General features: G+C 62.3%; 19 protein-coding genes and 3 pseudogenes. 12 read left to right on the top strand and 10 right to left on the bottom strand.

Annotated elements, in window-relative coordinates:
- Positions 1–13 precede the first annotated feature (13 nt).
- Together CNE_RS30390 and CNE_RS30385 are read right to left on the bottom strand one after the other, a co-directional pair.
- Positions 14–1,645 carry a thiamine pyrophosphate-binding protein gene (locus tag CNE_RS30390; protein ID WP_013958536.1) on the bottom strand — a complete coding sequence of 544 codons (1,632 nt, stop codon included), beginning with the start codon at positions 1,643–1,645 and terminating at the stop codon, positions 14–16.
- Positions 1,646–1,801: 156 nt separating this feature from the next.
- The gene (locus CNE_RS30385) at positions 1,802–2,767 is read right to left on the bottom strand and encodes a LysR family transcriptional regulator (protein WP_013958535.1); all 966 of its coding nucleotides are present in this window, start codon (positions 2,765–2,767) and stop codon (positions 1,802–1,804) included.
- Between the two features lie 187 nt (positions 2,768–2,954).
- Here CNE_RS30385 and CNE_RS30380 point away from each other — a divergent pair, with 187 nt between their 5' ends.
- Entirely contained in the window at positions 2,955–4,469 is a 1,515-nt protein-coding gene (locus CNE_RS30380; protein ID WP_013958534.1) for a CoA-acylating methylmalonate-semialdehyde dehydrogenase, read from the top strand.
- A 427-nt stretch (positions 4,470–4,896) separates the two neighbouring features.
- Here the strand turns inward: CNE_RS30380 and CNE_RS30375 are convergent, their stop codons facing one another.
- From CNE_RS30375 to msuE, 3 genes are all read right to left on the bottom strand, one after another.
- Positions 4,897–5,922, bottom strand: a complete 1,026-nt coding sequence (locus tag CNE_RS30375) for a methionine synthase (protein ID WP_013958533.1) — start codon at positions 5,920–5,922, stop codon at positions 4,897–4,899.
- Positions 5,923–6,236: 314 nt separating this feature from the next.
- Positions 6,237–7,220 carry a DUF1852 domain-containing protein gene (locus CNE_RS30370; protein ID WP_013958532.1) on the bottom strand — a complete coding sequence of 328 codons (984 nt, stop codon included), beginning with the start codon at positions 7,218–7,220 and terminating at the stop codon, positions 6,237–6,239.
- A gap of 44 nt (positions 7,221–7,264) precedes the next feature.
- Positions 7,265–7,846: an FMN reductase gene (gene msuE, locus CNE_RS30365; RefSeq protein WP_013958531.1), complete on the bottom strand. Its 582-nt coding sequence runs from the start codon at positions 7,844–7,846 to the stop codon at positions 7,265–7,267.
- On the opposite strand from msuE, the gene CNE_RS30360 reads away from it, so the two are divergent.
- From CNE_RS30360 to CNE_RS43135, 6 genes and pseudogenes are all read left to right on the top strand, one after another.
- Positions 7,840–8,049, top strand: coding sequence for a 1-phosphofructokinase (locus tag CNE_RS30360; protein WP_238553183.1), 210 nt, complete (start codon positions 7,840–7,842; stop codon positions 8,047–8,049). The two genes, msuE and CNE_RS30360, sit on opposite strands and share 7 nt — an antisense overlap.
- A gap of 46 nt (positions 8,050–8,095) precedes the next feature.
- Positions 8,096–9,007: a LysR family transcriptional regulator gene (locus tag CNE_RS30355; RefSeq protein ID WP_013958529.1), complete on the top strand. Its 912-nt coding sequence runs from the start codon at positions 8,096–8,098 to the stop codon at positions 9,005–9,007.
- A pseudogene (locus tag CNE_RS39610) lies at positions 9,007–9,180 on the top strand (epoxyqueuosine reductase QueH); the annotation flags it as partial. The gene CNE_RS30355 and the pseudogene CNE_RS39610, both read left to right, overlap by 1 nt.
- Positions 9,179–9,698: pseudogene (locus CNE_RS39605) on the top strand (methylenetetrahydrofolate reductase); the annotation flags it as partial. The pseudogenes CNE_RS39610 and CNE_RS39605, both read left to right, overlap by 2 nt.
- Before the next feature lie 443 nt (positions 9,699–10,141).
- Positions 10,142–10,612: a hypothetical protein gene (locus tag CNE_RS30350; RefSeq protein WP_013958526.1), complete on the top strand. Its 471-nt coding sequence runs from the start codon at positions 10,142–10,144 to the stop codon at positions 10,610–10,612.
- A 569-nt stretch (positions 10,613–11,181) separates the two neighbouring features.
- A pseudogene (locus CNE_RS43135) lies at positions 11,182–11,681 on the top strand (aldehyde dehydrogenase family protein).
- 173 nt (positions 11,682–11,854) lie between these two features.
- Here CNE_RS43135 and CNE_RS42310 read toward each other — a convergent pair.
- Positions 11,855–12,013, bottom strand: coding sequence for a DUF1254 domain-containing protein (locus tag CNE_RS42310; RefSeq protein ID WP_238553233.1), 159 nt, complete (start codon positions 12,011–12,013; stop codon positions 11,855–11,857).
- A gap of 1,023 nt (positions 12,014–13,036) precedes the next feature.
- Here CNE_RS42310 and CNE_RS30335 point away from each other — a divergent pair.
- On the top strand, positions 13,037–15,730 hold the full coding sequence (locus tag CNE_RS30335) for a LuxR C-terminal-related transcriptional regulator (protein ID WP_013958522.1): 2,694 nt from the start codon (positions 13,037–13,039) through the stop codon (positions 15,728–15,730).
- Positions 15,731–15,792: 62 nt separating this feature from the next.
- Here the strand turns inward: CNE_RS30335 and CNE_RS30330 are convergent, their stop codons facing one another.
- The 4 genes from CNE_RS30330 to CNE_RS30315 are packed head-to-tail and all read right to left on the bottom strand — an operon-like array spanning position 15,793 to position 18,687.
- Positions 15,793–16,914, bottom strand: coding sequence for a CaiB/BaiF CoA transferase family protein (locus tag CNE_RS30330; RefSeq protein WP_013958521.1), 1,122 nt, complete (start codon positions 16,912–16,914; stop codon positions 15,793–15,795).
- A 42-nt stretch (positions 16,915–16,956) separates the two neighbouring features.
- Positions 16,957–17,787 carry an SDR family NAD(P)-dependent oxidoreductase gene (locus tag CNE_RS30325; RefSeq protein ID WP_013958520.1) on the bottom strand — a complete coding sequence of 277 codons (831 nt, stop codon included), beginning with the start codon at positions 17,785–17,787 and terminating at the stop codon, positions 16,957–16,959.
- 26 nt (positions 17,788–17,813) lie between these two features.
- Positions 17,814–18,230, bottom strand: a complete 417-nt coding sequence (locus CNE_RS30320; RefSeq protein WP_013958519.1) for a MaoC/PaaZ C-terminal domain-containing protein — start codon at positions 18,228–18,230, stop codon at positions 17,814–17,816.
- Positions 18,231–18,243: 13 nt separating this feature from the next.
- Positions 18,244–18,687 carry a MaoC family dehydratase N-terminal domain-containing protein gene (locus CNE_RS30315; RefSeq protein WP_013958518.1) on the bottom strand — a complete coding sequence of 148 codons (444 nt, stop codon included), beginning with the start codon at positions 18,685–18,687 and terminating at the stop codon, positions 18,244–18,246.
- A 292-nt stretch (positions 18,688–18,979) separates the two neighbouring features.
- Between CNE_RS30315 and CNE_RS30310 the strand changes: the two genes are divergently transcribed.
- Genes CNE_RS30310 through CNE_RS30295 form a run of 4 tightly spaced genes read left to right on the top strand, consistent with a single transcriptional unit; the run spans position 18,980 to position 23,073 of the window.
- Positions 18,980–20,137 carry an acyl-CoA dehydrogenase family protein gene (locus CNE_RS30310; RefSeq protein WP_013958517.1) on the top strand — a complete coding sequence of 386 codons (1,158 nt, stop codon included), beginning with the start codon at positions 18,980–18,982 and terminating at the stop codon, positions 20,135–20,137.
- A gap of 40 nt (positions 20,138–20,177) precedes the next feature.
- Positions 20,178–20,927: an SDR family NAD(P)-dependent oxidoreductase gene (locus tag CNE_RS30305; RefSeq protein WP_013958516.1), complete on the top strand. Its 750-nt coding sequence runs from the start codon at positions 20,178–20,180 to the stop codon at positions 20,925–20,927.
- 11 nt (positions 20,928–20,938) lie between these two features.
- On the top strand, positions 20,939–21,709 hold the full coding sequence (locus CNE_RS30300) for a citryl-CoA lyase (RefSeq protein ID WP_013958515.1): 771 nt from the start codon (positions 20,939–20,941) through the stop codon (positions 21,707–21,709).
- A gap of 17 nt (positions 21,710–21,726) precedes the next feature.
- The gene (locus CNE_RS30295) at positions 21,727–23,073 is read left to right on the top strand and encodes an MmgE/PrpD family protein (protein WP_013958514.1); all 1,347 of its coding nucleotides are present in this window, start codon (positions 21,727–21,729) and stop codon (positions 23,071–23,073) included.
- The last annotated feature ends 56 nt before the right edge of the window (positions 23,074–23,129 follow it).

The following is a 23,129-nucleotide window of genomic DNA, read 5'->3' as shown; positions in this document are numbered from 1 at the left end:
TCTCCCGTTTCACTCAATGCGCTGACGCGCCAACCTGGTTGCGCGCGAAGATCGGCGCAGGATGTCCTTCCATCTGAACGTTGATGCAAGCAGGCTGTTGGCTGTCGACTGCGGCCTTAAGGGCGGGCGCCATCTCGTCGAGGCGCTCCACCAAGGTACCGAATCCGCCCAGGCCAGCCACGGCCGCGTCATAGCGAGCCGTTGCGCTCAACGAGCAGCCAATCAAGCGGTCCTCGCCGTAGGTCCGTTGCTGAATCACGTGTTCGGCGTTCCAGCGCAAATCGTTGCCGACTACCGCCACGACAGCGGCTTGTTCGCGCACTGCCGTATCGAATTCGGAAAGATGGAAACCAGCGGTGCCATCGCCCATCAGCAGCACCACCGTAGACTCGGGCCGAGCAATCTTCGCCGCGATGGCGTAGCAGATGCCGCCGCCGATTGCTCCTGACATACCATTGATGATCCGCGCCGGGGCGCTGCAGTAGGCCTGCGCCCATTGACCGAATTCACCGCCATCGCAAACCAGAACAGGCGACGGGACCTCGCGCAGGAAAGTGTCGACCGTCTCGCAAAGTACGCGTGGATGAATGCTCGGGGTAGTTGCGGGAGCCGGGATGCCGCGTTCGAGACTTGCTGCCGCGACACGCTCCATCCACGCACCCCTATCGCAGGCGGGCTGTCGAGCGGCCGACTTCAGGGCATTCAGCGCGACCGAAACATCTGCAAAGCAGCGCGCAGCCAGGCGATCGCCGAGAAGTCGCTCTGCGCGACGGATCATGTCGACGTCCGCATCGATGACGACGATCCGCGCTGCTTTGCCGAACACGTTTTCACGCCCGAAGCCGGTCGTGAAATCAAGCCGTTTTCCCAGCAACACGATCAGGTCCGACTCAGCGACTACTTCGGCGATCGCACCGAGCGATGGATCGCGCAGGCCGCGGGGGCTCTCCATCGACACAATCGGCGCACTCAAGGTCTGGCTAGCGACGCGCAACGAGGCCTTTCCCGCCCCGCGACACAATGACGGACCCACCAGGATCAGTGGTCGACGCGCCTGGCCAAGCAGTTGCGAGATGGATTCGACTGCCGCGCTCGCCGGCACCACCGGCGCAACATCCGGAATCCGGTCCGGCAATACATCGACGCCGGATTCGCGAGTCATCAAATCGAAGGGAAGCGCCAAATGAACCGGGCCGCGGCGGTCTGCCATCGCCGCGGAAATCGCTGTATCGACCGCGGATACCAAGGTCCGCGCGTCGGTCACTCGCTTCGACCACTTGGTCAAAGGCGAGGTCATCGCAACTTGATCCAGCTCCTGAAATGCCCCCATTCCGTCCTCCGAGACAGGGGAGTCACCAGAGAGCAGCAAAATCGGGCTTTCCGCTTGGGATGCCGAGTACAACGGTGCAATGCCGTTGGCGATTCCGGGCGCGGCCGTGAGCATCGCAACGCCAATCTCGCCCGTGATCTGGGACCACGCATCGGCCATGAATACAGCCGCGGCTTCATGCCGGACATGCACGATGCGGATGTTGGCATCGATGCAGGCGTCGTACAGCGGCATGATCTGGTTGCCCGACAGGCTGAAGATCGTGGTGACACCGCGGCGCGCGAGCGCTCGAATGACGAGTTCGGAACCGAGCATTTGTCTCCGTACCCGACCGTTTTTCGGCCGTGGTCTTTTGTGGTTGAGTTGAAATGAGTTTAAGTAATCGATATTCCTGAATCAATGATTTATAACTTGATATTTTTTGAACTAAAAGACAAAAAATGGCTTATGGGTTACTTATTTCTCTCCGTCTCAGATCAGCGTGGGTGGCGTAGACGTAAAGCCTTCGGAGAAGGTCTCGCGCAAGTAGTCCACAAACACCTGCGACACACGTGAGGCGTGTGCCGAGTAAGGTCGGATGGCGTAGAGCCAGTCGCCAAATGCGCCGGTGGAGCGCCATTGCGGCAAGACCTTGACAAGGCGACCGGTTTCCAAGGCAGATTGCGCACTGAAGTCCGGCAATAGTGCAATACCTAAGCCTTCGATCGCGGCATCACGCAGCGCTTCGCTGTTGTTCACCGCCAGTGGCCCAGTGACCGGGACTGTCACCGGATCAGCGTACCTTCCAACGGAGCCGGCAACGGGCGGGACAAACGTCCAAGTGGTCGTTCCTTGTCGCCGTGGATAGTGGAGACACGCATGATCGACGAGGGCCTGCGGCGTCTCTGGCGCCCCTCGACTACGCAGGTATGCTCGGTTAGCTACGAGAACGGCGCGCGTCGCCGCCAACGTCCATGCGACGTGGGTTTCCGGTGGGGCGGAGGTATGTCTGACGGCGATATCGAAGCCCTCTTGGGCCAACGGCCGCAAGCGATCTGACATGTCCAGCTCTAGCTGAATTTGGGGATACTTCCGCAGAAAGTCTGGCAGACGCGGAACGAGTTGCTGCCTTGCAAATGCCACCGGCGCTGTCACGCGCAGGAAGCCTCTTGGTGCCCCGGCGAGATCGCGAACATTGGCGTATCCCGTTGCGATCTGCTCGAATGCTCCGCGCATGGATTCCACGAGTTGCCGACCGGCGTCGGTCAAGCTCGCGCTGCGCGTGGTCCTCTGAACCAGGGTAATGCCAGCCGCCTTCTCGAGATCCGTGATGTGCTGGCTCATGGATGCTTTACTAACGCCGAGACGAGCGGCGGCTTTGCTAAAGCTGCCCTGCTGCTGCAGTACGACGAGCCAATGTAGGTGCTCCCAAAGTTCTTCAGCCTTCTCTTTAGCCATCATTAACCCCTGTAATCAGCACATTTTCTCAGCCGTATCTCGTATCTATAGCATGGCAGCAGACAAATTTCCTGAACAGTAAGTTCGGTCTCGGGCGACTACCCGGGGGGCTATCCGGTCCATACACTCCAGACATTGATAACGCGGCGGGCAATTTCGCCCCGCCCAGAACTGACAGGAGACGCCCATGACTGCGCCCTACACCAGCCCCTCCGAGGTAATTCATTACGTTTCCGGCGAGCCGTATGAAGGCAATGGCAAGCGCGCGCAGGCGGTGTTCAATCCCGCCACCGGCGCCGTAGCACGCCAAGTTCGCCTGGGCACCGTCGAGGATGTGGACGCCGCGGTGGCCTCGGCAGTAGCTGCATTTCCCAAGTGGGCGGACACGCCTCCCATTCGCCGGGCGCGGGTGATGCTGAAGTTCCTGGAACTGATGAACCAACACAAGGACGAGCTTGCAGCGATCATCACGGCCGAGCACGGCAAGGTGCTGAGCGATGCAGCAGGCGAAGTCAGCCGTGGCATCGACATCATCGAATTTGCCTGCGGCGTACCTCAACTGCTCAAGGGCGACTTCACGGACCAGGTGTCGACCGGCATGGACAACTGGACGCTGCGCCAGCCTCTCGGCGTTGTCGCGGGAATCACGCCGTTCAACTTCCCCTGCATGGTGCCGTGCTGGATGTTCCCTGTTGCGATCGCCACCGGCAACTGCTTCATTCTGAAGCCGAGTGAGCGCGATCCTTCGGCATCGCTCTTCATGGCCCGCCTCCTTAAGGAAGCCGGACTTCCGGATGGCGTGTTCAACGTCATTCAGGGCGACAAGACCGTTGTCGACGCACTGCTCCATCACCGTGACGTCAAGGCCGTGAGCTTCGTGGGGTCCACGCCGATTGCAAACTACATCTACGAGACCGGGGCGAGACTCGGCAAGCGTGTTCAGGCACTGGGCGGTGCGAAGAACCACATGGTGGTGATGCCAGATGCAGACATAGACCAGGCCTTGGATGGATTGATCGGCGCCGCCTATGGCTCCGCTGGCGAACGCTGCATGGCCATCTCCGTGGCAGTGCTCGTGGGCGACGTTGCCGACAAGATCATGCCTAAGCTCGAAGCCAGAGCACGCGAACTGGTCATCAAGAACGGCATGGAGGCCGACGCGGAAATGGGCCCGGTCGTCACGGGCCAGGCGCTCGAACGCATCGAGAACTACATTGCCCTAGGGGTGGAAGAAGGGGCAAAGCTTGTCGTCGATGGCCGAAACTACAAGGTGCCCGGACACGAACAAGGGTTCTTTACTGGCGGCACGCTGTTCGACAACGTAACGCCCGAAATGCGCATCTACAAGGAAGAGATCTTCGGCCCCGTGCTGTCGTGTGTGCGAGTGGATGACTTCGCACAAGCCGTGAAGCTCATCAACGAACACGAGTTCGGTAATGGCGTCGCGTGCTATACGCGTGATGGGCAAGTGGCCCGCGAATTTTGCCGCCGCATCGAAGTGGGAATGGTCGGCATCAACGTGCCCATCCCTGTGCCGATGGCATGGCACGGCTTTGGTGGCTGGAAGCGCTCGTTGTTCGGCGACATGCACGCCTACGGCGAAGAAGGCGTGCGGTTCTACACCCGGCAGAAGAGCATCATGCAACGGTGGCCGAACGACACCGCGCGTGGCGCAGAGTTCGCAATGCCCACTGCAAAGTAATGCTTTACCCAGTCGGGTCGCGTAGTTTCAGCGCGGCCCGTACCATGATGGTGCCTGTAGCCTCGGCCAATCTACCAGTGCAGGCGCCACTCCAAGCAACGGCGGGTAATTCACCCTGATCGGCCACCCGAGGCTCCTAACTTGAAGGACGGCATTGGGTCGGCAAGAGCCAGTGCCGGGCACGAGCACCGATAACCAGGTTGAACTTCGAGTCTACGAAATGCGCGCCAGGGGCGCCTGCGGAGCAGTCCGGTTAATTCGCGCTTCTTTTCACGGCAGTCCGGCTAATTCCGGTTCTTAGACGACCGAGCCGCGACGGAATTAGCTGTTAAGTCATTGATTCATTGGGAATCCCAGTCCGGCTAATTCCGGTCCCTCACAGTAGGAGGCGCGACTAAGATGACTGGGCGCAACGACCGAGTGTGCGTCACGCCGTGGTGAGTCGCTCCTTTGCCAGCCTTGTGCCTGCTGCCAGTGCTTCCAGCTTGCGCCACGCCACGTCCCGCGCCATCGGCGCCAGGCCGCAATTCGTGCACGGGAACAGCCGCTCCTTCGGCACGTACTCCAGCGCCCGGCCGATGGTGTCAGCCACTTCCTCGGGTGTCTCGATCACGTCGCTGGCCACATCGATCACGCCGACCAGCACGTCCTTGCCGACCAGCAGGCTCATCAGGTCGGGCGGCACATGGGAGTGGATGCATTCCAGGCTCACCTGATCGATGCTGCTGCGGGCAAGTGCGGGGAACACCGCCTCATACTGGCGCCATTCGTCGCCCAGGGTACTCTTCCAGTCGGTATTGGCCTTAATGCCATAGCCGTAGCAGATGTGCACCGCCGTCGTACAGGTCAAGCCCTGAGCCGCGCGCTCGAGCGCCTGCACGCCCCAGTCGGCGGCGTCCTTCATGTAGACATTGAAGGCGGGCTCGTCGAACTGGATGATGTCTACGCCGTCAGCCTGAAGCGCCAGGGCCTCCTGGTTGAGCAACTCGGCGAAAGCGAAGGCCATCTTGACCTTGTCGCCGTAGAAGCGGTCCGCTACGGTGTCGACGAGGGTCATCGGGCCGGGCAGGGTGAATTTCAGCTTCTTCTTCGTGTGCGCTCGCGCCAACTGCGCCTCGAAGGCATGTACTCGGCCCTTCAGGCGCAGAGCCGACACCACCTGCGGCACCATCGCGTCGTAGCGGTTGTCGCGGATGCCCATCTTCACCTTGTTCTCGAAGTCGATGCCTTCAACTTGCTCAAGGAAACCGTGCACGAAGTGCTGTCGCGATTGCTCGCCGTCGCACACGATGTCCAGGCCGGCGTCTTCCTGGGCCTTGATCCACAGCAGGGTCGCATCGGCCTTGGCCTGGCGAAGTGCCTCGCCTTCAGCCTTCCACTGAGGCCAGAGCTTGTTGGTTTCAGCCAGCCAGGCGGGCTTCGGCAGGCTGCCGGCAATGGAGGTTTCGAACATCTGAGGATTCCTTTCAAACAATGATGGGTGTGACGAACGTGCTTCGGGACTGTTTTGCCGAAGCAGCCACGGGATGGCGTGTTATGTGGGACATGACGGCAAGCAGCGCCGATGCGAGTGCCGCGACACAGTGATATTCGCTCCGGCGAGCTTGGTCAACGAGATGTCGGAATAAGTCCGCGCTGTTCGCCAACCCGACTCAGACATGGAGACACTGTTTTATCGTAGGGGCGAAATGGCGAGGGCGAGACGGACATGATCGCCGAGCTACGCAAGAGCTTCTTCATGAAGAATGGTCTGTGTATTTGGACTCGTCAGAGCGAGGAATTGGCAGCCCACTGTTCAAGGACGCCCTTGTACGGCTTGATGAAGTGTTCCTCCGCAAACTTCCCCTGTTTGACAGCCAACTGGCTGCGTTCTTCCCGGTCATAGACAATCTGCGTCAACGAGTAATCCTGGTTCTTCAGGCTCGGTTGATAGAGTTTCCCTGCTGCAGAATTGGCGTTGTAAATTTCGGGACGATAAATCTTCTGGAAGGTTTCCATTGTGCTGATGGTGCCGATCAACTCGAGATTCGTGTAGTCGCCCAGCAGGTCGCCGTGAAAGTAGAAAGCCAACGGTGCGACGCCATTCGGAGGCATGAAAAATCGAACCTGCATCCCCATTTTTGCGAAGTATTGGTCGGTCGAGGACAGCTCATTCTGTTGGTACTCGACACCCAATATGGGGTGCTGGTTCCCGGTCCGCTGATAGGTCTTGCTGGTCGAGGCGCTGATACAGATGACAGGCGGCTTGTTGAAGCACTCCTTGTAAGTGCTTGAGTTAGCAAATTGCTTGAACAGCTTTCCATGCAAGTCGCCAAAATTGTCTGGCGTGCTGAAATCCGGTCGATTGACGTTGTGCTCTGGAAGTAAGACGCTGAAATCGTAATCGCGCACGTAGGAGGAGAAATTGTTTCCCGCGATGCCGTCAATGCGTTTGTTCGCTTTCTTGTCGAGAATGCTGGTTTTCAGTATCTCGATCAACGGAAATACATCATTGCTGCTCTTGGTATCAATATTCATCTCAACGGAGATGATCTCGAGTTCGACAGAGTAGCGATCTGCCGTCGGATTGTCCCAATGCGCCAAGTCATTGAAGCGATTGTCAATCATCCTCAGCGTGTTGCGCAGGTTCTGCTGCCGACTCTTTCCCCGGGCCAGGTTGGCAAAGTTTGTGGTTATGCGCGTGCTGTCCGATGGGTGATAGTTTTCATCGAAACAAATGCTCTTGAGTTTAAAGGTAAGTTCGTTGTTCATTGCGATCTAGTGACCTAATTTTTTAGAAAAAAACGATTCTTTTTTCAGGCCACAACCACTTCCTCGGCCAGAGAGGGCCTGGCCTGGCGCGCCAATTCGACCAACGGCAATGCCCGTTGAACAGCCAGTCTGGCCCGCTCGATCACGGCCTCGTCCTGCAGACAGTAGTCCACGAAATCCTTGTCGGTCGCGTAGATCCCCAACGGCAACGTGCGTGCCTGGAAGAAGCTGAACAGCGGCCGCAGTTGGTGGTCGATCACCAAGGCGTGGCGCTCGCTGCCGCCGGTGGCAGCCAACAGGACGGGCTTGTCGATCAGGGCGTCCTGATGAATGAAGTCGAAGAAGTGCTTGAACAGTCCCGTGTAGGAGCCGCGAAAAACCGGGGTTACCACAACCAGCACGTCAGCTTGCTCGACCGCTGCAAGTTCCTGCTCCACCGTGTCGGATAGTTGGGACCTCCAGACCGCGCCAGCAAGCAGAGGTGCAATCCCTCCCATTTCGATCAGGCGCTGTTGGCATGGGACTTCGTCGGCGATCAGGTCCAGCAGGTGCTCTGCCAGGAATGCGGACTTGGAGGGGCGTTGCAGTCCACCGGAAACCGCTACTACACGGAGTGGATGTGTCATTTTTGCTTTCATGGATTGATCTGCGCGGCGCCGCGACCTCGCAATTTGCGCGCGCGCAGCAGTATGGTTTCGTGAACTGGGTCGGTATGTTGTTTGCTGTCTTCTGCCATTCGGCGCTCGAGGATCACGCAAACCACCTGCAGCAGTTGCAGATGCTTGGCCCATGCGCCAATGGGGAGGATGCTATCGGTGGCAATCCATGATGTAAAATGGTTTTATTTCATAAATCCATGAATGTGAGTCATTCAAATGCTTGAGCGTATTCACCTCAGCATCGTTCAGCAGGTCGAGAAACAAGGGTCGTTGACGGCCGCCGCTGGCGTGCTGAATCTGACCCAATCGGCTCTAAGCCACAGCATGAAAAAGCTGGAGCAGCAACTGGGCACCGACGTCTGGCTACGCGAAGGGCGAAGTCTGCGACTGACACAGGCCGGTCAATACCTGCTGGCGGTGGCGAACCGGGTGCTGCCGCAACTGGACCTGGCCGAAGAGCGCTTGGGCCAATTTGCGCAGGGCGAACGCGGAGCGCTGCGCATCGGTATGGAATGCCACCCTTGCTACCAGTGGCTGCTCAAAGTGGTTTCTCCCTATTTGGCTGCATGGCCCGATGTGGAGGTGGACGTCAAGCAGAAGTTCCAGTTTGGTGGGATAGGCGCGCTCTTCGGCTACGAGATCGACCTGCTGGTCACGCCTGACCCACTGTTCAAGCCGGGGCTGAAGTTCGAACCAGTGTTCGACTACGAGCAGGTGCTTGTCGTGCCCAGAGGCCATGCGCTGGCTTCGGCGACCTATGTGAAGCCCCAGCAACTGACCCAGGAGGTGCTCATCAGCTACCCCGTGGACATCGAGCGCCTGGACATCTACAACCAGTTCCTGTTGCCAGCCGGTGTCACACCCAGGCGCCATAAAGCCATCGAAACCACCGACATCATGCTGCAAATGGTGGCCAGCGGGCGCGGTGTGGCCGCGCTACCGCGCTGGCTGGTCGAGGAATACGCAGCCAAAATGGACGTGGTGCCCGTGCGGCTGGGCGCGCGCGGTATCGCCAAGCAGATCTTCCTGGGGGCACGCGAGGCAGATACTGGCATCGACTACGTACGGGCCTTCATCGAGCTGGCACGCCAGCCTGCCCCCACCACCCTTGCACAACGAGCCAACTGATGAGCACCACCGTCGAACGCGAACCGCTTCCATTGCCCGGTGGCCACAACAAGGTGTTGCTGCACTCCTGTTGCGCACCCTGCTCGGGTGAAGTCATGGAGGCCATGCTCGCTTCGGGTATCGACTACACGATTTTCTTCTACAACCCCAACATCCATCCGCTCAAAGAATATTGAAACAGGCGTTTTCGAGCGCTCGGGCATCAAGGTGGTCGGCGTGGGTGGCCATCCAGAAGGGCATCCGGTCATGAGCATGACCGATCGGTGGGAGGCTCTAGAACGCAAGTGCCGCAGCATCGAACGACGCGGCATGACGCCCTTGATCGTCACGCAGTTTGCATTTGATGCAGACAGCGTGTTGGCGTGGTTGAAAGCCTTGCGCGAGCGTGGCATTGAACATCCAGTGCGTGTGGGCGCCTGGCCCTGCAAGCATCGCGGTGCTGGCACGCTATGCCGCCTTGTGCGGCGTCAGCGCATGCGCTTCGTTATGGTCCAAGTACGGCGTCTCCATCGGCAAGCTGTTCGGCTCGGCGGGGCCGGATCTTTTTGTTGATCGTCTGGCCACCGGCCTGACAGAGGCACATGGAAAGGTAAGCCTGCATTTCTTTCCATTCGGAGGCGTCGCTCAATCGGTGAGATGGATAGAGCAGTACAGTTTTCGAACCGAACCGCTCCCCCGGCGGGGTACCTGAATCGACCAGCTTTTTGTAGATCGCTAGACTTATCAATTGTCGAAGCTGTCTTTGCTGCGCTGGTACCAATGTCTGCTATTGACGAAAGCGGTCGCACGCACCGGAGGCCCGCCCTCGCCCCCAAAGCCCCAATCGCGCGCCGCAGTACATGCTTCCAGCAACAGGATTTCACTACGAAAAGAATCTCTCGGCTAAACGGCTCTGCGCGGCATTGGAGTCTACGGGCATCGAATCATTGCACTTGATCAGCTTTGCCAGACCGGATCTTCAGAAGTGGCGGAATGGGGTTCCGCATCGCGCCGGGGTGCGCGAGGTATCCCCTGCATGGGCTCGGCAACCCGGCCCATGCGGAGGCAGCGACACATTCCCGAGTGTCCAGCGCTTGACATCTCGGCTGGCGCGAGCTTTGCTGGCAAAAGGAAGCGGCTCTCCAGTTATCGCCCATGCCCTTGCAGACGTCCCCTTCGCCCTCCGCCCGTACTTGGGCCCTCCACTGCACGCTTTTTCGCGGGCAGACGCCGCCACGCGCCTGCCTGTACCTGCTCGCGGACCTGCGCCGGGGCGTTGCGCTGTCGGCCATTCTGGCCGAGCAGCCGATGGGTGGTGCCTTGGCCGCGTGGCTAGAAGCGGCCGCGATCGGCAGACCCCCGCCACAGGCGCTGCAGTCGACCGAGCTGCCCTCGGAGCAAGACCGGCGGGCTCTTTACGCTTGGATTGCGGCGCACGACGTCGTCTTGGAGCCGCAGACTCTCGGTGGGCGTTTCTGGAAGCCTGTCAATCAACTCTTGCGCTCGGCGTGGGAAAGCCTCGGTCTGGCGCCCGGCGCAGTCGGCGAGATGCCGACCTGGTCCGGCGCGCAGCAGGGGCTGGACCGCTGGTTTCGCGAACATTGCCAGCACGTCAGCGGGGCTTGACACCGCGTGCGGCCGGCGTCGGCGACATTGGCTACCCCGGTGGTGCGGGGCGGCGCTAGCCGCTGCAAGTCCTGATGTCCGACAAGAAAAACCCCTCGGCGCGGGAGTGTCCGAGGGGCTGAAGGCCTACACGGGCAGTGTATGGTGCCAGCCGACCTTGCCGCATCATCCAAATTGGTGATTACGTAGAGTGGACTTCCGGCGCGGCCAGCTTCCAGACCTCGGGTCCATCGCTGTCCTGCCTGTGAACTCCACCGAAGTTGGGCGAGGAGGACCTTGAGTTCCGGGGAAGGCCAGCGACCCGACGGCCGAGTTCGGCCATAAAGCGTCATTCGCCATTGCGGGTGTGCGGCCGTTCGAGCGGCAGTTCCGCTCAAACACCGGACGTCAATGCCTGAGTGTTGCTTGCCAGCGATTGGTGAACGTGTCCTTGGACCATCTTCTTCGCAGGGTCCTGAAGCTGGCAGCCTTACACGGCAGCTACGTCGTCTCGATGTTGCCCCTCTTGCGAGTCCGGCTGGCGATGCGCCCGTACGCCAGAGTTCAGCCCTGCGTCGAATGGCTGCACGGTGGTGCTCAAGGCTTCCGAGATCTCACCCCTGAATGCACGGATCTTCGCCGAAATCATGCATGAGGCCGGCCCGCTGGGGTCTTCAATATGCTCTTCGGCGACGGTGCAGTCCGTGGGTGCGGCGCTGTCATTGCATCCGGATGTCGACATGGCCTCCATTACCGGATCGACGCGCGCCAGTGTCCAGGTGGCAATCAATGCGGCGCCCACGGTCAAGCGCGTGGCACAGGAGCTCGGCGGCAAGCCGGCCTTGCTGGTCCTCGACGACGCTGACCTGGCCGCGGCGGTGAAGTCCGGCGTAATGCAATGCATGGGAACACCGGACAGACCTGCGTTGCACTTACGCGCATGCTGGTGCCGCGCACGCGCTATGACGAGGCCGTCGGCGTGGCGGCGGCGGCGGCAGACGCCATCGCGGTCGGCGACCCCTCCGACCCAACCACGGCGATGGGCCGATATGCGACGTCCCGGATCAGGGCATGCTTGACCCCGTCATAGAGCGCGCCGACAGTACTGGCCGACCGGGACGTTCGGCGGCACCGTCAGCCGATAGGTGAGTGAGCCGTCGAGATCCTTGCCGCTCCGGTCCTGATCGACATGAGGAAGTACTGCGCCTTGCCGCGTCGCTTCACCCTGACCAAGCCATAGGTGTATGGCTAGGCCGCGACTGTCTACCGGGTAGCTGTCGGTGTGTATTTGCCGCCCTTGCCCTTGTCCATGTCAGTCGGGCCAACGTCTACGATGGCGGGTTGCCAGGCATCGTCGACGCTTCCCGTAATCGATCCTCCGGTGGCCGGCGGAATTTCCAGCACGATTGGTCCAACGTCCATTGTATTGAAGAACGGGTGGAAATACACGGTCCCAGGATTTTGGTGTCAGGGCCTGGTTCTTCCAGTCAGGTAGCGGAGACCAGCAAACGACCTGATTCCATTCACCTTTTGACGCCACCATGCCTTCGTAAAGGAAATCGAAATTGACAGCGGGCATGCCCCAAATCACTGCCTCAACGGCGCGACGGTGAACCAACTGCAGTTGCGCGCGAATCACTGCTTTGCGCAAAAGCAGACGTGCAGAGCAACGCTGAAAACAATGCAGTTGCGCCAAGAAGGAATCGTTTCACTTGGTCAGTCAGTTTGAGATGACGTTGTACACGTGCCCTGGGGCCAATGAAGCCTGCCGTTAGGAGCACTCAACAGTGGAGCGCATACCGTTGGTAGAGCGACAACCCCCGTGTTGAATCTTTGCGGTTTGAGAAGCGAAATAAGCGGGGCGGCGCCATGCGGCGGCTCCGCGTCCGAAAGATTTCCGAGCACAGCAGATTCAGGGGGACTCTGCGTCCCTGGAGGGTTGTTAGCGGTTCGGCAGTTGCGAGCTGCTCCAGCGCCTCCGCCTAAACTCCTCGCGCACCCGGGTGCAAATCGGAGAAGACAAGCTGGATGCCCAACGGCGCGCCCAACGGTACTCCCCCTTGTCCATAGCCTCGCGCATCAGCTTCGTGACGGCGTCACCCATGGCTGCCACGTAGCGCTGGGCCGCCGGTTCCGCAGGCGGCAGCAGGCCGTCTGCTCCTCGCAGTGTCATTGTTCGGCCATCATGGCCGCGGGAAGGGTCACGTCAAGGCTTGAAGGGAGTGCCATGCCTTTATCCGATCAAAGCGGGGCGAACTCGTGCAGTTGGTAGTTTCTCCTGGCGCATGGAGATTTCCGTCCCCGATCTGGCAGCAGGCGCCGCGGAGGAATGTCGCACTATCGCGCTTGCAGCCGATCTGGTATTTCTCTCTATAGCGCGGAGGACGAATCAACTGCCAGGCTGCGCCCCCGGAAAGTCGTCCCCCGGACACTCATTCATATTGCATGCCACAATCCCGCATCCTCATCCCGACAAAGTTCGCGCCGCCCCGGCTCAGTACGCGGTCCATCCCGCGCCAGGGCCTGCTACAGCGGCTGCATCAACTCCGGCATTGCAGTCTGGTCCTGGTGACGGGACCCGCCGGCTTCGGCAAAACCACGCTGCTCGCGCAATGGCGAAAGACGCTGATGAAAGGCGGGTCGCGCGTCGTCTGGCTGTCGCTGGCGCAGGAGGAGCGCCGGTTCGCCGCCTTCTGGACCCATCTCACCGCCTCGCTGAACCACGAGGGCGTAGCGCTCGAGGACAACGTACTGCTGCTGGACCCCAACGCCAGCGGATCGGTCCAGACGGTCGCGGCAGCACTGATCCAGGCCTTGTCGCGTGTGCCGGGCGAGCTCTACCTGATGATCGACGACTTCCACCACGCCGACGACCCACAGACGTTCCGCCTGGTCCAGACGCTTGTTGATTGCCGCCCTGAGAACCTTCATCTTGTGCTGGCGACGCGGGCCAGTCCCGCCATGCCCTTGGGCCGACTGCGCGCGGCAGGCTTGCTGGGCGAGATCGAATGCGCCGACCTCCCCTTCGATTTTGGTGAAACCACGGCATTCCTGCGTGACCATGTGGAGGGTTCGCTTGATGTGAACACTGTCCAGATGATCCAGGAACTGACCGACGGCTGGCCCATCGGCATGCAGCTCGTCTCCGTGGCGCTGAAGGCGAATCCAGGATCGCTCACGCGCCTGCGGTCTCTGGTGGTGAAGACGGGCAACCTGCATGCCTATCTCACCGAGGACGTCATTGGTCATCTGCCGGCAGCCCTGGTCGACTTCATGGAGAAGATTTCCATCCTGCGGCGCTTCAATACGGACGTGGCGGGTTATGTCGCGGAGACAGACGACGCTGCCCGCCTGATCGGCACGATGGAGCAGCAAAACCTGTTCATCCTGCCGGTCGACTTTGACGACGGATGCCAGTGGTACCGGCTGCATCCGGTATTCGCCGACTACCTCGGCGAGCGGATCGCCAGATCGCCGGGCCGGGCCGCGCGGCTGCACCTGCGCGCCAGCCGCTGGTACGCGGACCACATGATGCTCGCCGAGGCCCTGCGGCATGCCTCGCGCTGTGCCGATCCTGCACAGGCGATCGAACTCGTCGACCGCGCCGCCCCACCGATGGCGGACCTTGGCGATCTTGGCAACGCTCTGCGCTGGGTGGAGAGTCTGCAACTGGATCTCGTCCGCCATCATCCCCGGCTGCTGCTGCTCGGCTGCTGGACGTATGCGCTGACGAACCGGCTGGAGAAAGCGGGTCAGTGGATACAGGCGTTGCAGCAATCCCCGGAAAGTGGAAGTGAATCGATCACCCACCAGATCACGCTGCTCAATGCCCTGCTCGCCGTGCTGCGGGAAGACGCAGAGACGTCGCTCGAACTGCTCGAACGGACACCGCAGCCGGAAATTCCCTTTCTTCAGCAAGTCCGTGCCGCCCTGTTGATCATTGCGCTGTCACAGATGGGGCGCCACGCCGAGGCGCATAGCACCTTCCACGCCTTTTCCAACCTGCACCGCGGCAACCCGGAAATGGGCGTACTGCCGGCGACGACAGCCGCGGCAGCCGCATTGCTCGAGGGCGACGTGCTCCGCGCGCAGCGCATCAGCGCGAGCGCCCTGGGCTGGGCCGAAAAGCTCTACGGGCGACGCTCGGGGAGTGCCGCGGGGGCCGGCGTCGTGCTGGCCGCCGCGCTGTACGAAGCCGACCGTCCCGCCGAGGCGCGCGAAGTTCTCGCCAATCGCCTTGACGTCGTGCAGCACTCGACACCGTACGTGCTCGTGAATGGCGTCTTATGCCAGGCGCGGCTCCAATACCTGGAGTCACCTCCGGCCGCGCTGTCCTTCCTCGCGGAGCAGGAAGCCGCCTTCCGCACGCGCGGACTGGACTGGGCCACCGCCTGCGTGCTCGCGGAGCGATTGCGGATCGCGGCCCAGATGGGCGACATGCACGCGGCGACGCGCCTGCTGATGGCTCTGGACGCGCTCGCCGCCCAACACCGGGATGCTACGGGCATCCGAGCGGGCATCCTGGCGCTGGCCGCGCAGGCCAACGCGCGCGTTGCGCTATTGGAGCGTCGGCCCGAGCAAGCTCTGCGATACGTGGCGCAACTGCAGGACTACGGCGTACAGCAGGGACGCGGCCGTCCCCTGGTCACGGCGGACATGCTGAGCGCCATCGCCTTCGACATGCTCGGCCGTCAGGACGCCGCCGCCGCATCCCTGACTTCTGCGTTGGCCGCTGGTTATCGGATGGGACTGGTTCGCACCTTTACGGATGAGGGGGCACGGCTTGGTGCCCTGTTTCCCTTACTCGGACTCACCGGCGATGGGCCGACGGATGCTTACAGGCAATGCGTCGCCGCCTCGTTCCGGCCTTATCAGGCGACCCCCGCTCCAGCCGTGGCAACGGCCGGCATGCCAGCGCCGCAGGAGTCAGGTATCCCGGAAAGCCTTGGACTTACCAGGCGCGAGTCCGAGATTCTTGTACTGCTCGAACAGGCGATGTCGAACAAACGCATCGCCGCAACGCTGAACCTGTCGCCCGGCACGGTGAAGTGGAACATCAAGAACATCTTCGCCAAGCTGGGAGTGTCCAGCCGCTATGAGGCGATCGTCCTCGCCCGCCAGCAGCGCGGAGAGCGTTAGCCGTCGCCTCCGCGGCAACAGGACGTCGGCGCAGCACGCGGGCCGGCATGCCTGCCCGATCTCTACCCTCTCGGCCAGGGCGATCCTGCTCTGGCCTCTTTAAGCGCCGCAAGCACTGCCTGCGTATGCTGGCCACGGTGCGGGATGGCCCCGGGCGTGGCAGGCTCGCCATCGAAGCGCGGGGCGGGCATCGCCTGCAGATAGCCATCGCGCTCGAAGTAATTGCCGCGCGCCACGTTGTGCGAATGGCGAGCGGCCTCTTCCGGGCTCAGTACCGGCGCGATACAGGCGTCCGATCCCTCGAACAGGGCTTGCCATGCAGCTCGGCTGCGGCTCGCGAATACCTTCTGAAGCCGCTCGCGCTGTGCGGGCCATTGCGTGCGGTCCCACTGCGTAGCGAACAACGGCTCGTCGGCCAGCCCCAGCATTTGCAGCATCAGCCTGTAAAACTGCGGTTCGACTGGCGCGACGGTGACGAAGCCACCGTCAGCACAACGATAGGTGTTGTAGAAGTGCGACGCATCGTGCAGGCTCTCGCCGCGCGCGTCGCTGATCCGTCCCGCCTTCTTGCCGTTCAGCACAAGTGCGAGCATGTGCGCAGAGCCATCGGTGATCGCCGCATCGACGACGCAGCCCTTGCCAGTGGCGCGGGCCTCGAGAAGGCCGCTCAGCAGTCCAATGACGAGATACAGCGAGCCGCCCGCGACGTCGCCGACCAGCGAGAACGGCGCCACCGGCGGCTGGCCGGCCGGGCTGGCGTAGTGCAACGCGCCTGAGAGTGAAATGTAGTTCGCATCATGGCCCGCCGCCTGTGCGAGCGGGCCGGTTTGCCCCCAGCCCGTCAACCGGCCATAGACCAGCCTGGGATTGCGCGCGAGGCACACATCCGGCCCCAGTCCGAGACGCTCCATCACGCCGGGGCGCATGCCCTCGATCAGCGCGTCGGCCCCTTCGATCAGACGCAGCACCGTATCGCGCCCCTCCGCCGACTTCAGGTCGACCGAGACGGAGCGCTTGCCGCGATTCGTGAGTGCGACATCCGCGTTCAGAGACCCCTCAGGCAGGGTACCCGCACGTTCCACAACGATGACGTCCGCCCCGAGATCGGCCAACGTCATAGCACAGAACGGTCCTGGGCCGATGCCAGCGATCTCCACGACCTTGGTTCCCGACAGCTTGCTCATGTTGGCTCCTTCCTTCCAGTGATTGCGATGACTGCCTGCATCTCAGAAGCCTCCGCGGCCACCGCCGCAAATCATGACTTGGCCGCTGACGTAGTTCGACTCGGGGATGCAGAACATGTACACCGCCCCCGCCGCATCTTCCGGCGTGCCCGGGCGGCCGAGCGGAATCAGCGCGGCGGCGTTGTTCAGAATCTCATTGCCGACGCCGACCTTGATATCGCGTCCATCGATGCGCAGGGTCGTATTCGTGTCCGCCGCCACCGACGTCATGCGCGTGGCGATATAGGCAAAGGCCACGGCGTTGACATTGACCTTCATGCGGCCCCATTCCTTGGCCAGCGACTTGGTCAGACCCAGGATGCCCGCCTTGGCCGCAGAGTAGTTGGCCTGCCCTGCATTGCCCTGCGTCCCCGACACCGACGAGATGTTCACGATCTTGCGGAACACTTCCCTGCCCTGCTCGGCCTCGGACCTGACCAGATTGCGAATCACCGGCTGCGCCGCACGCAAGATGCGGAAGGGCGCCGTCAGGTGGGTGTCGAGGATGGCGTACCATTGTTCGTCGCTCATCTTCTGGATGACGTTGTCCCACGTGTATCCGGCGTTGTTGACGATGATATCGACACTCTTGTAGTGATCGACTGCCGTCCGGACAAATCGATCGGCAAAATCGGGCACCGATACGCTGCCGTGGCAAGCGACCGCTTCTCCTCCCGCCGCCCGGATCGCCTCGACCACTTCCATGGCAGGATCACGATCCAGATCGTTCACCACCACGCGCGCCCCTTCCGCCGCCAGCTTTTCCGCCACAGCGCGGCCGATTCCACGGCCTGCGCCTGTCACCAGTGCCACCTTGCTTTCCAGATTCCTCATGTCCTCTCCCCTTCCTTTCGGCCTCATTACGCGATCGCCAGGACGGCCTCGCCCACGATCTTCACTTCGCCATATTGGTTCTCGGCTTTCACAGCCACCCGGACGCGCTTCTCGCCGGCATGCTCCAGTTTCTCGATGACTTCGGCGGTACACATTGGGGCGTTGTACAAGTGCGTGATCGCCACAAAGCGCACCGACATCTCCCGAATACGCTCCTGCGCGACCCAGTTGGTCAGCAAGCGACCCAGGTAAGCGACAGTCAGCATCCCGTGCGCGAACACATCCGGATAGCGCGCCGCGCGGGCGACGTCCTGGTCAATGTGCACGGCCATGTGGTCCCCCGACGCGCCGGCATATAGCGCCAGCGTCTTGCGTGAAATGGGCGGCAGGGTCAGCGGTGGCAGTTTGTCGCCGACTTTGACCTGATCGAATTGCGGTGCCATGTCGAACGCTCCCTTATCCGTTGCGCTGCACGATGATGGCGCGCAGATCCGCAATGTGTTTGCCATTTTGGTTAGTCACCCGGCTTTCCTTGACGACGAAATCGAGCAGGCCATTCTTCTTTTCGTAGGCGTCGACGAACCTGACGTCGAAGGTCAGTGTGTCGCCGCCATACGCCAGGGCGTGGTAGACGAACTGTTGCTCGCCGTGCAGTACCCGTCCCGGGTCGAACCCCGCCGCTTTGGAAGCCGAGACGGAAGCAAACGCCTCCGACTCCAGGCAGAAAAGAAAGCTGGGAAGAACTGGCAGCGAAGCATGACCCGCATCCCTGGCCGCCGATTCGTCGACGTAGATGGGATTGCACTCGCCGATCACGCTGGCGAAGAAGCGCAGACGTCCCTTTTCGACCTCGATGGTGCGCGTGCCGATTGACTTGCCGATAAGCGACTTGTCGACCATTTCAACTCCTTGATTCGAATCGTGTGAAGTACGTGATGCGGGGGAACCTGCCCCCCGCGTCGCGCCGGATTCGACATTAGAGAACTCCAGGCGGGGAAAAGCCTCCCGGTTTGGGAGGGGTCCGGTGTTACGGCACACCCCTCCCAAAATGGAAGTGTTTTTTTGGCGACCCCGCCTCTAATCTCGTCTCCGACAGTCGCGCTGCCGGGTTTCCCAGAAGCGTCCGCCCCGTCACCGGGGGAAAGCGATCGCCTCGGCTGAGCGCGGCCGCACTTGCACCACAGGAGCACTCATGGATTTTTCGCTGGACTCAACGCAGGTCGCACTGGTCGATTCGCTGCGCCGATACCTGGAGGCCGAGGTGGCCCCGCTCGTGGAAGCGCACGAAGCGGAGAAGCGCCCCGTTCCCCGTCACATCGTGGCCGCCATGCGCGACTACGGATTGATCGGCGGATTGCTGCCCGAGTCGGAGGGCGGCTTCGGGTTATCGATGACCACCTATGGCGCGCTGATCGCCGAGGTCGCACGCGTCTGGCCGTCCCTGCGCGGCATGCTCAGCGTCAGCAACCTCGCCGCCACGGCACTGGCGCGTGCCGGCAGTGCCGAACTACGCGAGAAGTACCTGCCTCGCATCCTGAGCGGCGAGGCGATTTGCTGCTTCGCCCTGAGCGAGCCCAACATCGGCTCGGACGCAGCCAATGTCGAAACCCGTGCGGAACGCACCGCTTCGGGCGGCTGGCGCATCAATGGCCGAAAAATCTATATCACCAACGGTCCCATCTGCGATCTCGGCATCGTGTTCGTCAATACACCTCTGGAGGATGGCTCGCGCGGCGTGACCTGCCTCGTTTTCGAAAAGTCGATGCCGGGCGTGTCGTGCACACCGCTCGGCAAGATGGGCATGCACTGCAGTCCGCTGGGCGAATTGCTGTTCGAGGACGTCGAAGTGCCTGCGGAAAATATCGTCGGCGAGGTGGGGGGTGGGTTCGCCATTGCCAAGCGCTACCTCAATGCTGGCCGCAGCGTGGTCGGCTTCGCGGCGCTGGGCATCGCCCAGGCGTCACTGGACGCGGCGATCCGCTTCGCTAAGGATCGCGTGCAATTCGGTCGACCGATCGGTTCGTTCCAACTCGTGCAGCAAATGATCGCTGACATGATGACTCAGGTCGAGGCGGCGCGCCTGCTTTGCTACAGGTCGGCCGATGCTCTCGATCGCAACGACTCCGACAACCGGATCCTTTGCTCGATGGCGAAGCGCTATGCCAGCGACGCGGCGCTGCGAGTCGCCGAGACGGCGCTGCAGGTACATGGCGGCGCCGGTTACACCACCCTCTTCCCGGTGGAACGCTATTACCGCGACGCGCGCCACCTGAGCATCGGCGAAGGGACCAACCAAATCCTGGCCATGGTGATGGCACAGGACGAGCTTGGCTTGTCCGCGCTGCGCTGACATACGCCACACCAGACCCACACCGAACATAGGAGAAACCATGGACTTGGGATTAAAGGAGCGCGTCGCCATCATTACAGGCTCGGCACGCGGCATCGGCGCCGAAACGGCACGATTTCTGGCTGCCGAGGGCGCGGCCGTAGTCATCACGGATCTTGACGCCAGCGGGGCCGAACAGACCGCGAGCGAAATCGTAGCTGCCAGCGGACGGGCCATCGGCGTGCGCTGCGACGTGCGCAATGAGGACGACGTGAAGCGGATGGTAGGCGCCGCCCGCGAGGCGTTTGGCGGCGTGGACGTGCTCGTGAACAACGCCGGCCTGGTCAAAGACCGCACACTGCTGAAGATGGACGAGGCAGACTGGGACATCGTCATCGACGTCACGCTCAAGGGCACCTTCCACTGCTGCCGCGCAGTGCTCCCGGGAATGAACGAGACCGGTTGGGGTCGCATCGTCAACATCGCCTCTCGCGCGCTGTTCGGCAATCCGGGGCAGACTAACTATTCGAGCGCCAAGGCGGGGCTGGTGGGTTTCACGCGGGCGCTGTCGCTGGAACAGGCGCGCAAGGGCATTACAGTCAACGCGGTCGCGCCGGGCTTTATCGAAACCGAGTACCTCAAGAGCCTGCCTAACTACGAGACCATCCGCGAAGGCGCGAAGGCGAAGAATGCCGTGACGTTCGCGGGCCAGCCGGCCGATATCGCGGGCGCGGTGGCGTTCCTCGCCTCGGAGCATGCGCGCTACATCACCGGCACGACGCTGTTCGTGACCGGCGGCCGCTACGGGTAAGGAGAACGAGAATGATCAAGACCGAAATCGGCTTCACCACCATCGACAAGATCACTGTCCGCGGCCTCGACCTGTCAAACGATATCATCGGCAAGTTCGACTTCATCGACATGATCTTCCACACCACGCTGGTCCGGCTGCCCGAGGCGCGCGAGAAGGCGATGGTCAACGCGATCCTCGTGACCACCGCCGACCACGGCATTACGCCCAGCGCGCTGGCCGCCCGCCTGACTTACGCGGGCGCACCCGAGGCACTGCAGGGCGCGGTAGCAGCGGGCCTGCTGGGCGCAGGCAACGTCTTTCTCGGCACCATGCAGAACGCCGCCGAGATGCTGCGGGAAGGGGCGCAGGAACTGGCCGATGATGCCAGCGGCGAAGCCGTGCACGACGTTGCCCGCAACCTGATCCGCCGCTATCGGGAGGCGCGCCGCCCGATCTTCGGGCTGGGCCATCCGATCCACATCCACGGCGACCCGCGCGTGCCGGCGCTGCGCGAACTGTCTCGCCGCCACGGCTACTACGGGAAGCACTGGCGCCTGATGGACGCCATCGGGGAGGTGTTTGGCGAGGAGAAGGGCAAATCGCTGCCGCTGAACGCCGTGGCGGCTATTGGCGCGATGATCGCGGAGTTGGCTCTCGATCCGCTGATGGCGCGCGGGCTCGCCATCGTCGGTCGCTCGGCGGGGCTGCTGGCGCACGTGGTGGAGGAAAAGCAGGCGCCAATCGCCAGTAAGGCGTGGCTGCACGTGCTGTCCGCCGACTCGCGCAACGAACTGCCGTGACGTGCGCGGAGGCTTCCATGACCCAGGTACCTGCCATGACCGGCATCACGGAGCGGGCGGCGCGCTTTGCCGTGGACCGAACCTCGCCGATACCGGCCGACGCCCTTGATATCGCCCGGCTGTCGTTCTTCGATGGCCTGACGGTGGCGCTCGCGGGCGCCCGGGAGCCCGTCGGCGCCGCGGTGCGCAAGCTGGTCGCGCTGGAAGGCGGTGCGCCGCAGGCCAGTGCCTTCGGACTTGCCGGGCGCGTGCCCGCCCGGGCTGCCGCGCTGCTCAACGGCACCGTGGCGCACGCGCTGGACTATGACGACACGCATTTCGACTTCGTCGGCCATCCGACCGTGGCAGTACTGCCGGCGGCGCTGGCCGTCGCCGAGCAAACGCAGGCAAGCGGCCGGGAACTGCTTGAGGCGTTCCTGACAGGTGTCGAGGTCGCGTGCCGGGTCGGCGCGTGGCTGGGCCGTCCTCACTACAACGCAGGCTTTCACCAGACGGCAACATCGGGCACGTTCGACGCGACTGCCACCGCAGCCCGCCTGTTGGGGCTCGACGCCGCGCAAGCGTCCCATGCGCTCGGCCTCGCTGCAACCCGCGCGGCAGGCCTGAAGTGCCAGTTTGGCACGATGGTCAAGCCGTTCCACGCCGGCATGGCGGCCGCCAACGGCGTGGAGTGCGCGACGCTGGCCTCTCTTGGCCTCGTAGCGCGGCCGGATGCGCTCGAATGCGCCGGCGGCTTTGCCTCGACCCACGGCGCCTCGCCAGACGCGACCGACCTCTTCGAGGCCGAAGGCCACCGCTTCGTGGATGTCCAGTACAAGTTCCACGCCTGCTGTCATGGCACGCATCCCGCGCTGGAAGCCCTGACGGCGTTGCGCGACCAGAGCAGGCTGCGGTGCGAGGATATCGAGGCCGTCACCCTGGTCATCCATCCGCAATGGCTGCCGGTGTGCTGCATCCCGTCCCCGCGGACCGGGCTGGAACTGAAGTTCAGTCTGGCCATGACGGCGGCCATGGTGCTGGCCCAGATCGATACCGGCGCCCTGGGGTCGTTTTCCGACGCGGCCTGCCAGGATTCGGCACTGACTGCCTTGGCCCGCCGCATCGCTATCGAGACCGATGCATCGCTGCCCGACACCGCGTGTCATGTCAGCATCAAGACGCGCGGGGGCGCCAGCCTGACACTGGGGCTGGACCTTGCCGAACCTGTCCCGTACAGCTTGAAGACCGCAAAGCTGCGGCGCAAGGCTTCCGCGCTCCTGGGCAAGGAGCGCGCCGGAGGGCTGTGGGAAATGGCAGGCTGCCTCGACCGGCTGGACGCATCGGTGCTGTATCCGCGCCTGCATGACTTGCTGGCGGCCGCGTAACGCGACGAGGGACACGTGAAAGAACTTGGATGGAGCGACAGAGTCGCTAGGCAAAC

Source organism: Cupriavidus necator N-1, from assembly GCF_000219215.1.
Lineage (GTDB): Bacteria > Pseudomonadota > Gammaproteobacteria > Burkholderiales > Burkholderiaceae > Cupriavidus > Cupriavidus necator.
Note: the sequence above shows the minus strand (reverse complement) of the source record. Positions and strands in the feature narration are given on the sequence as shown.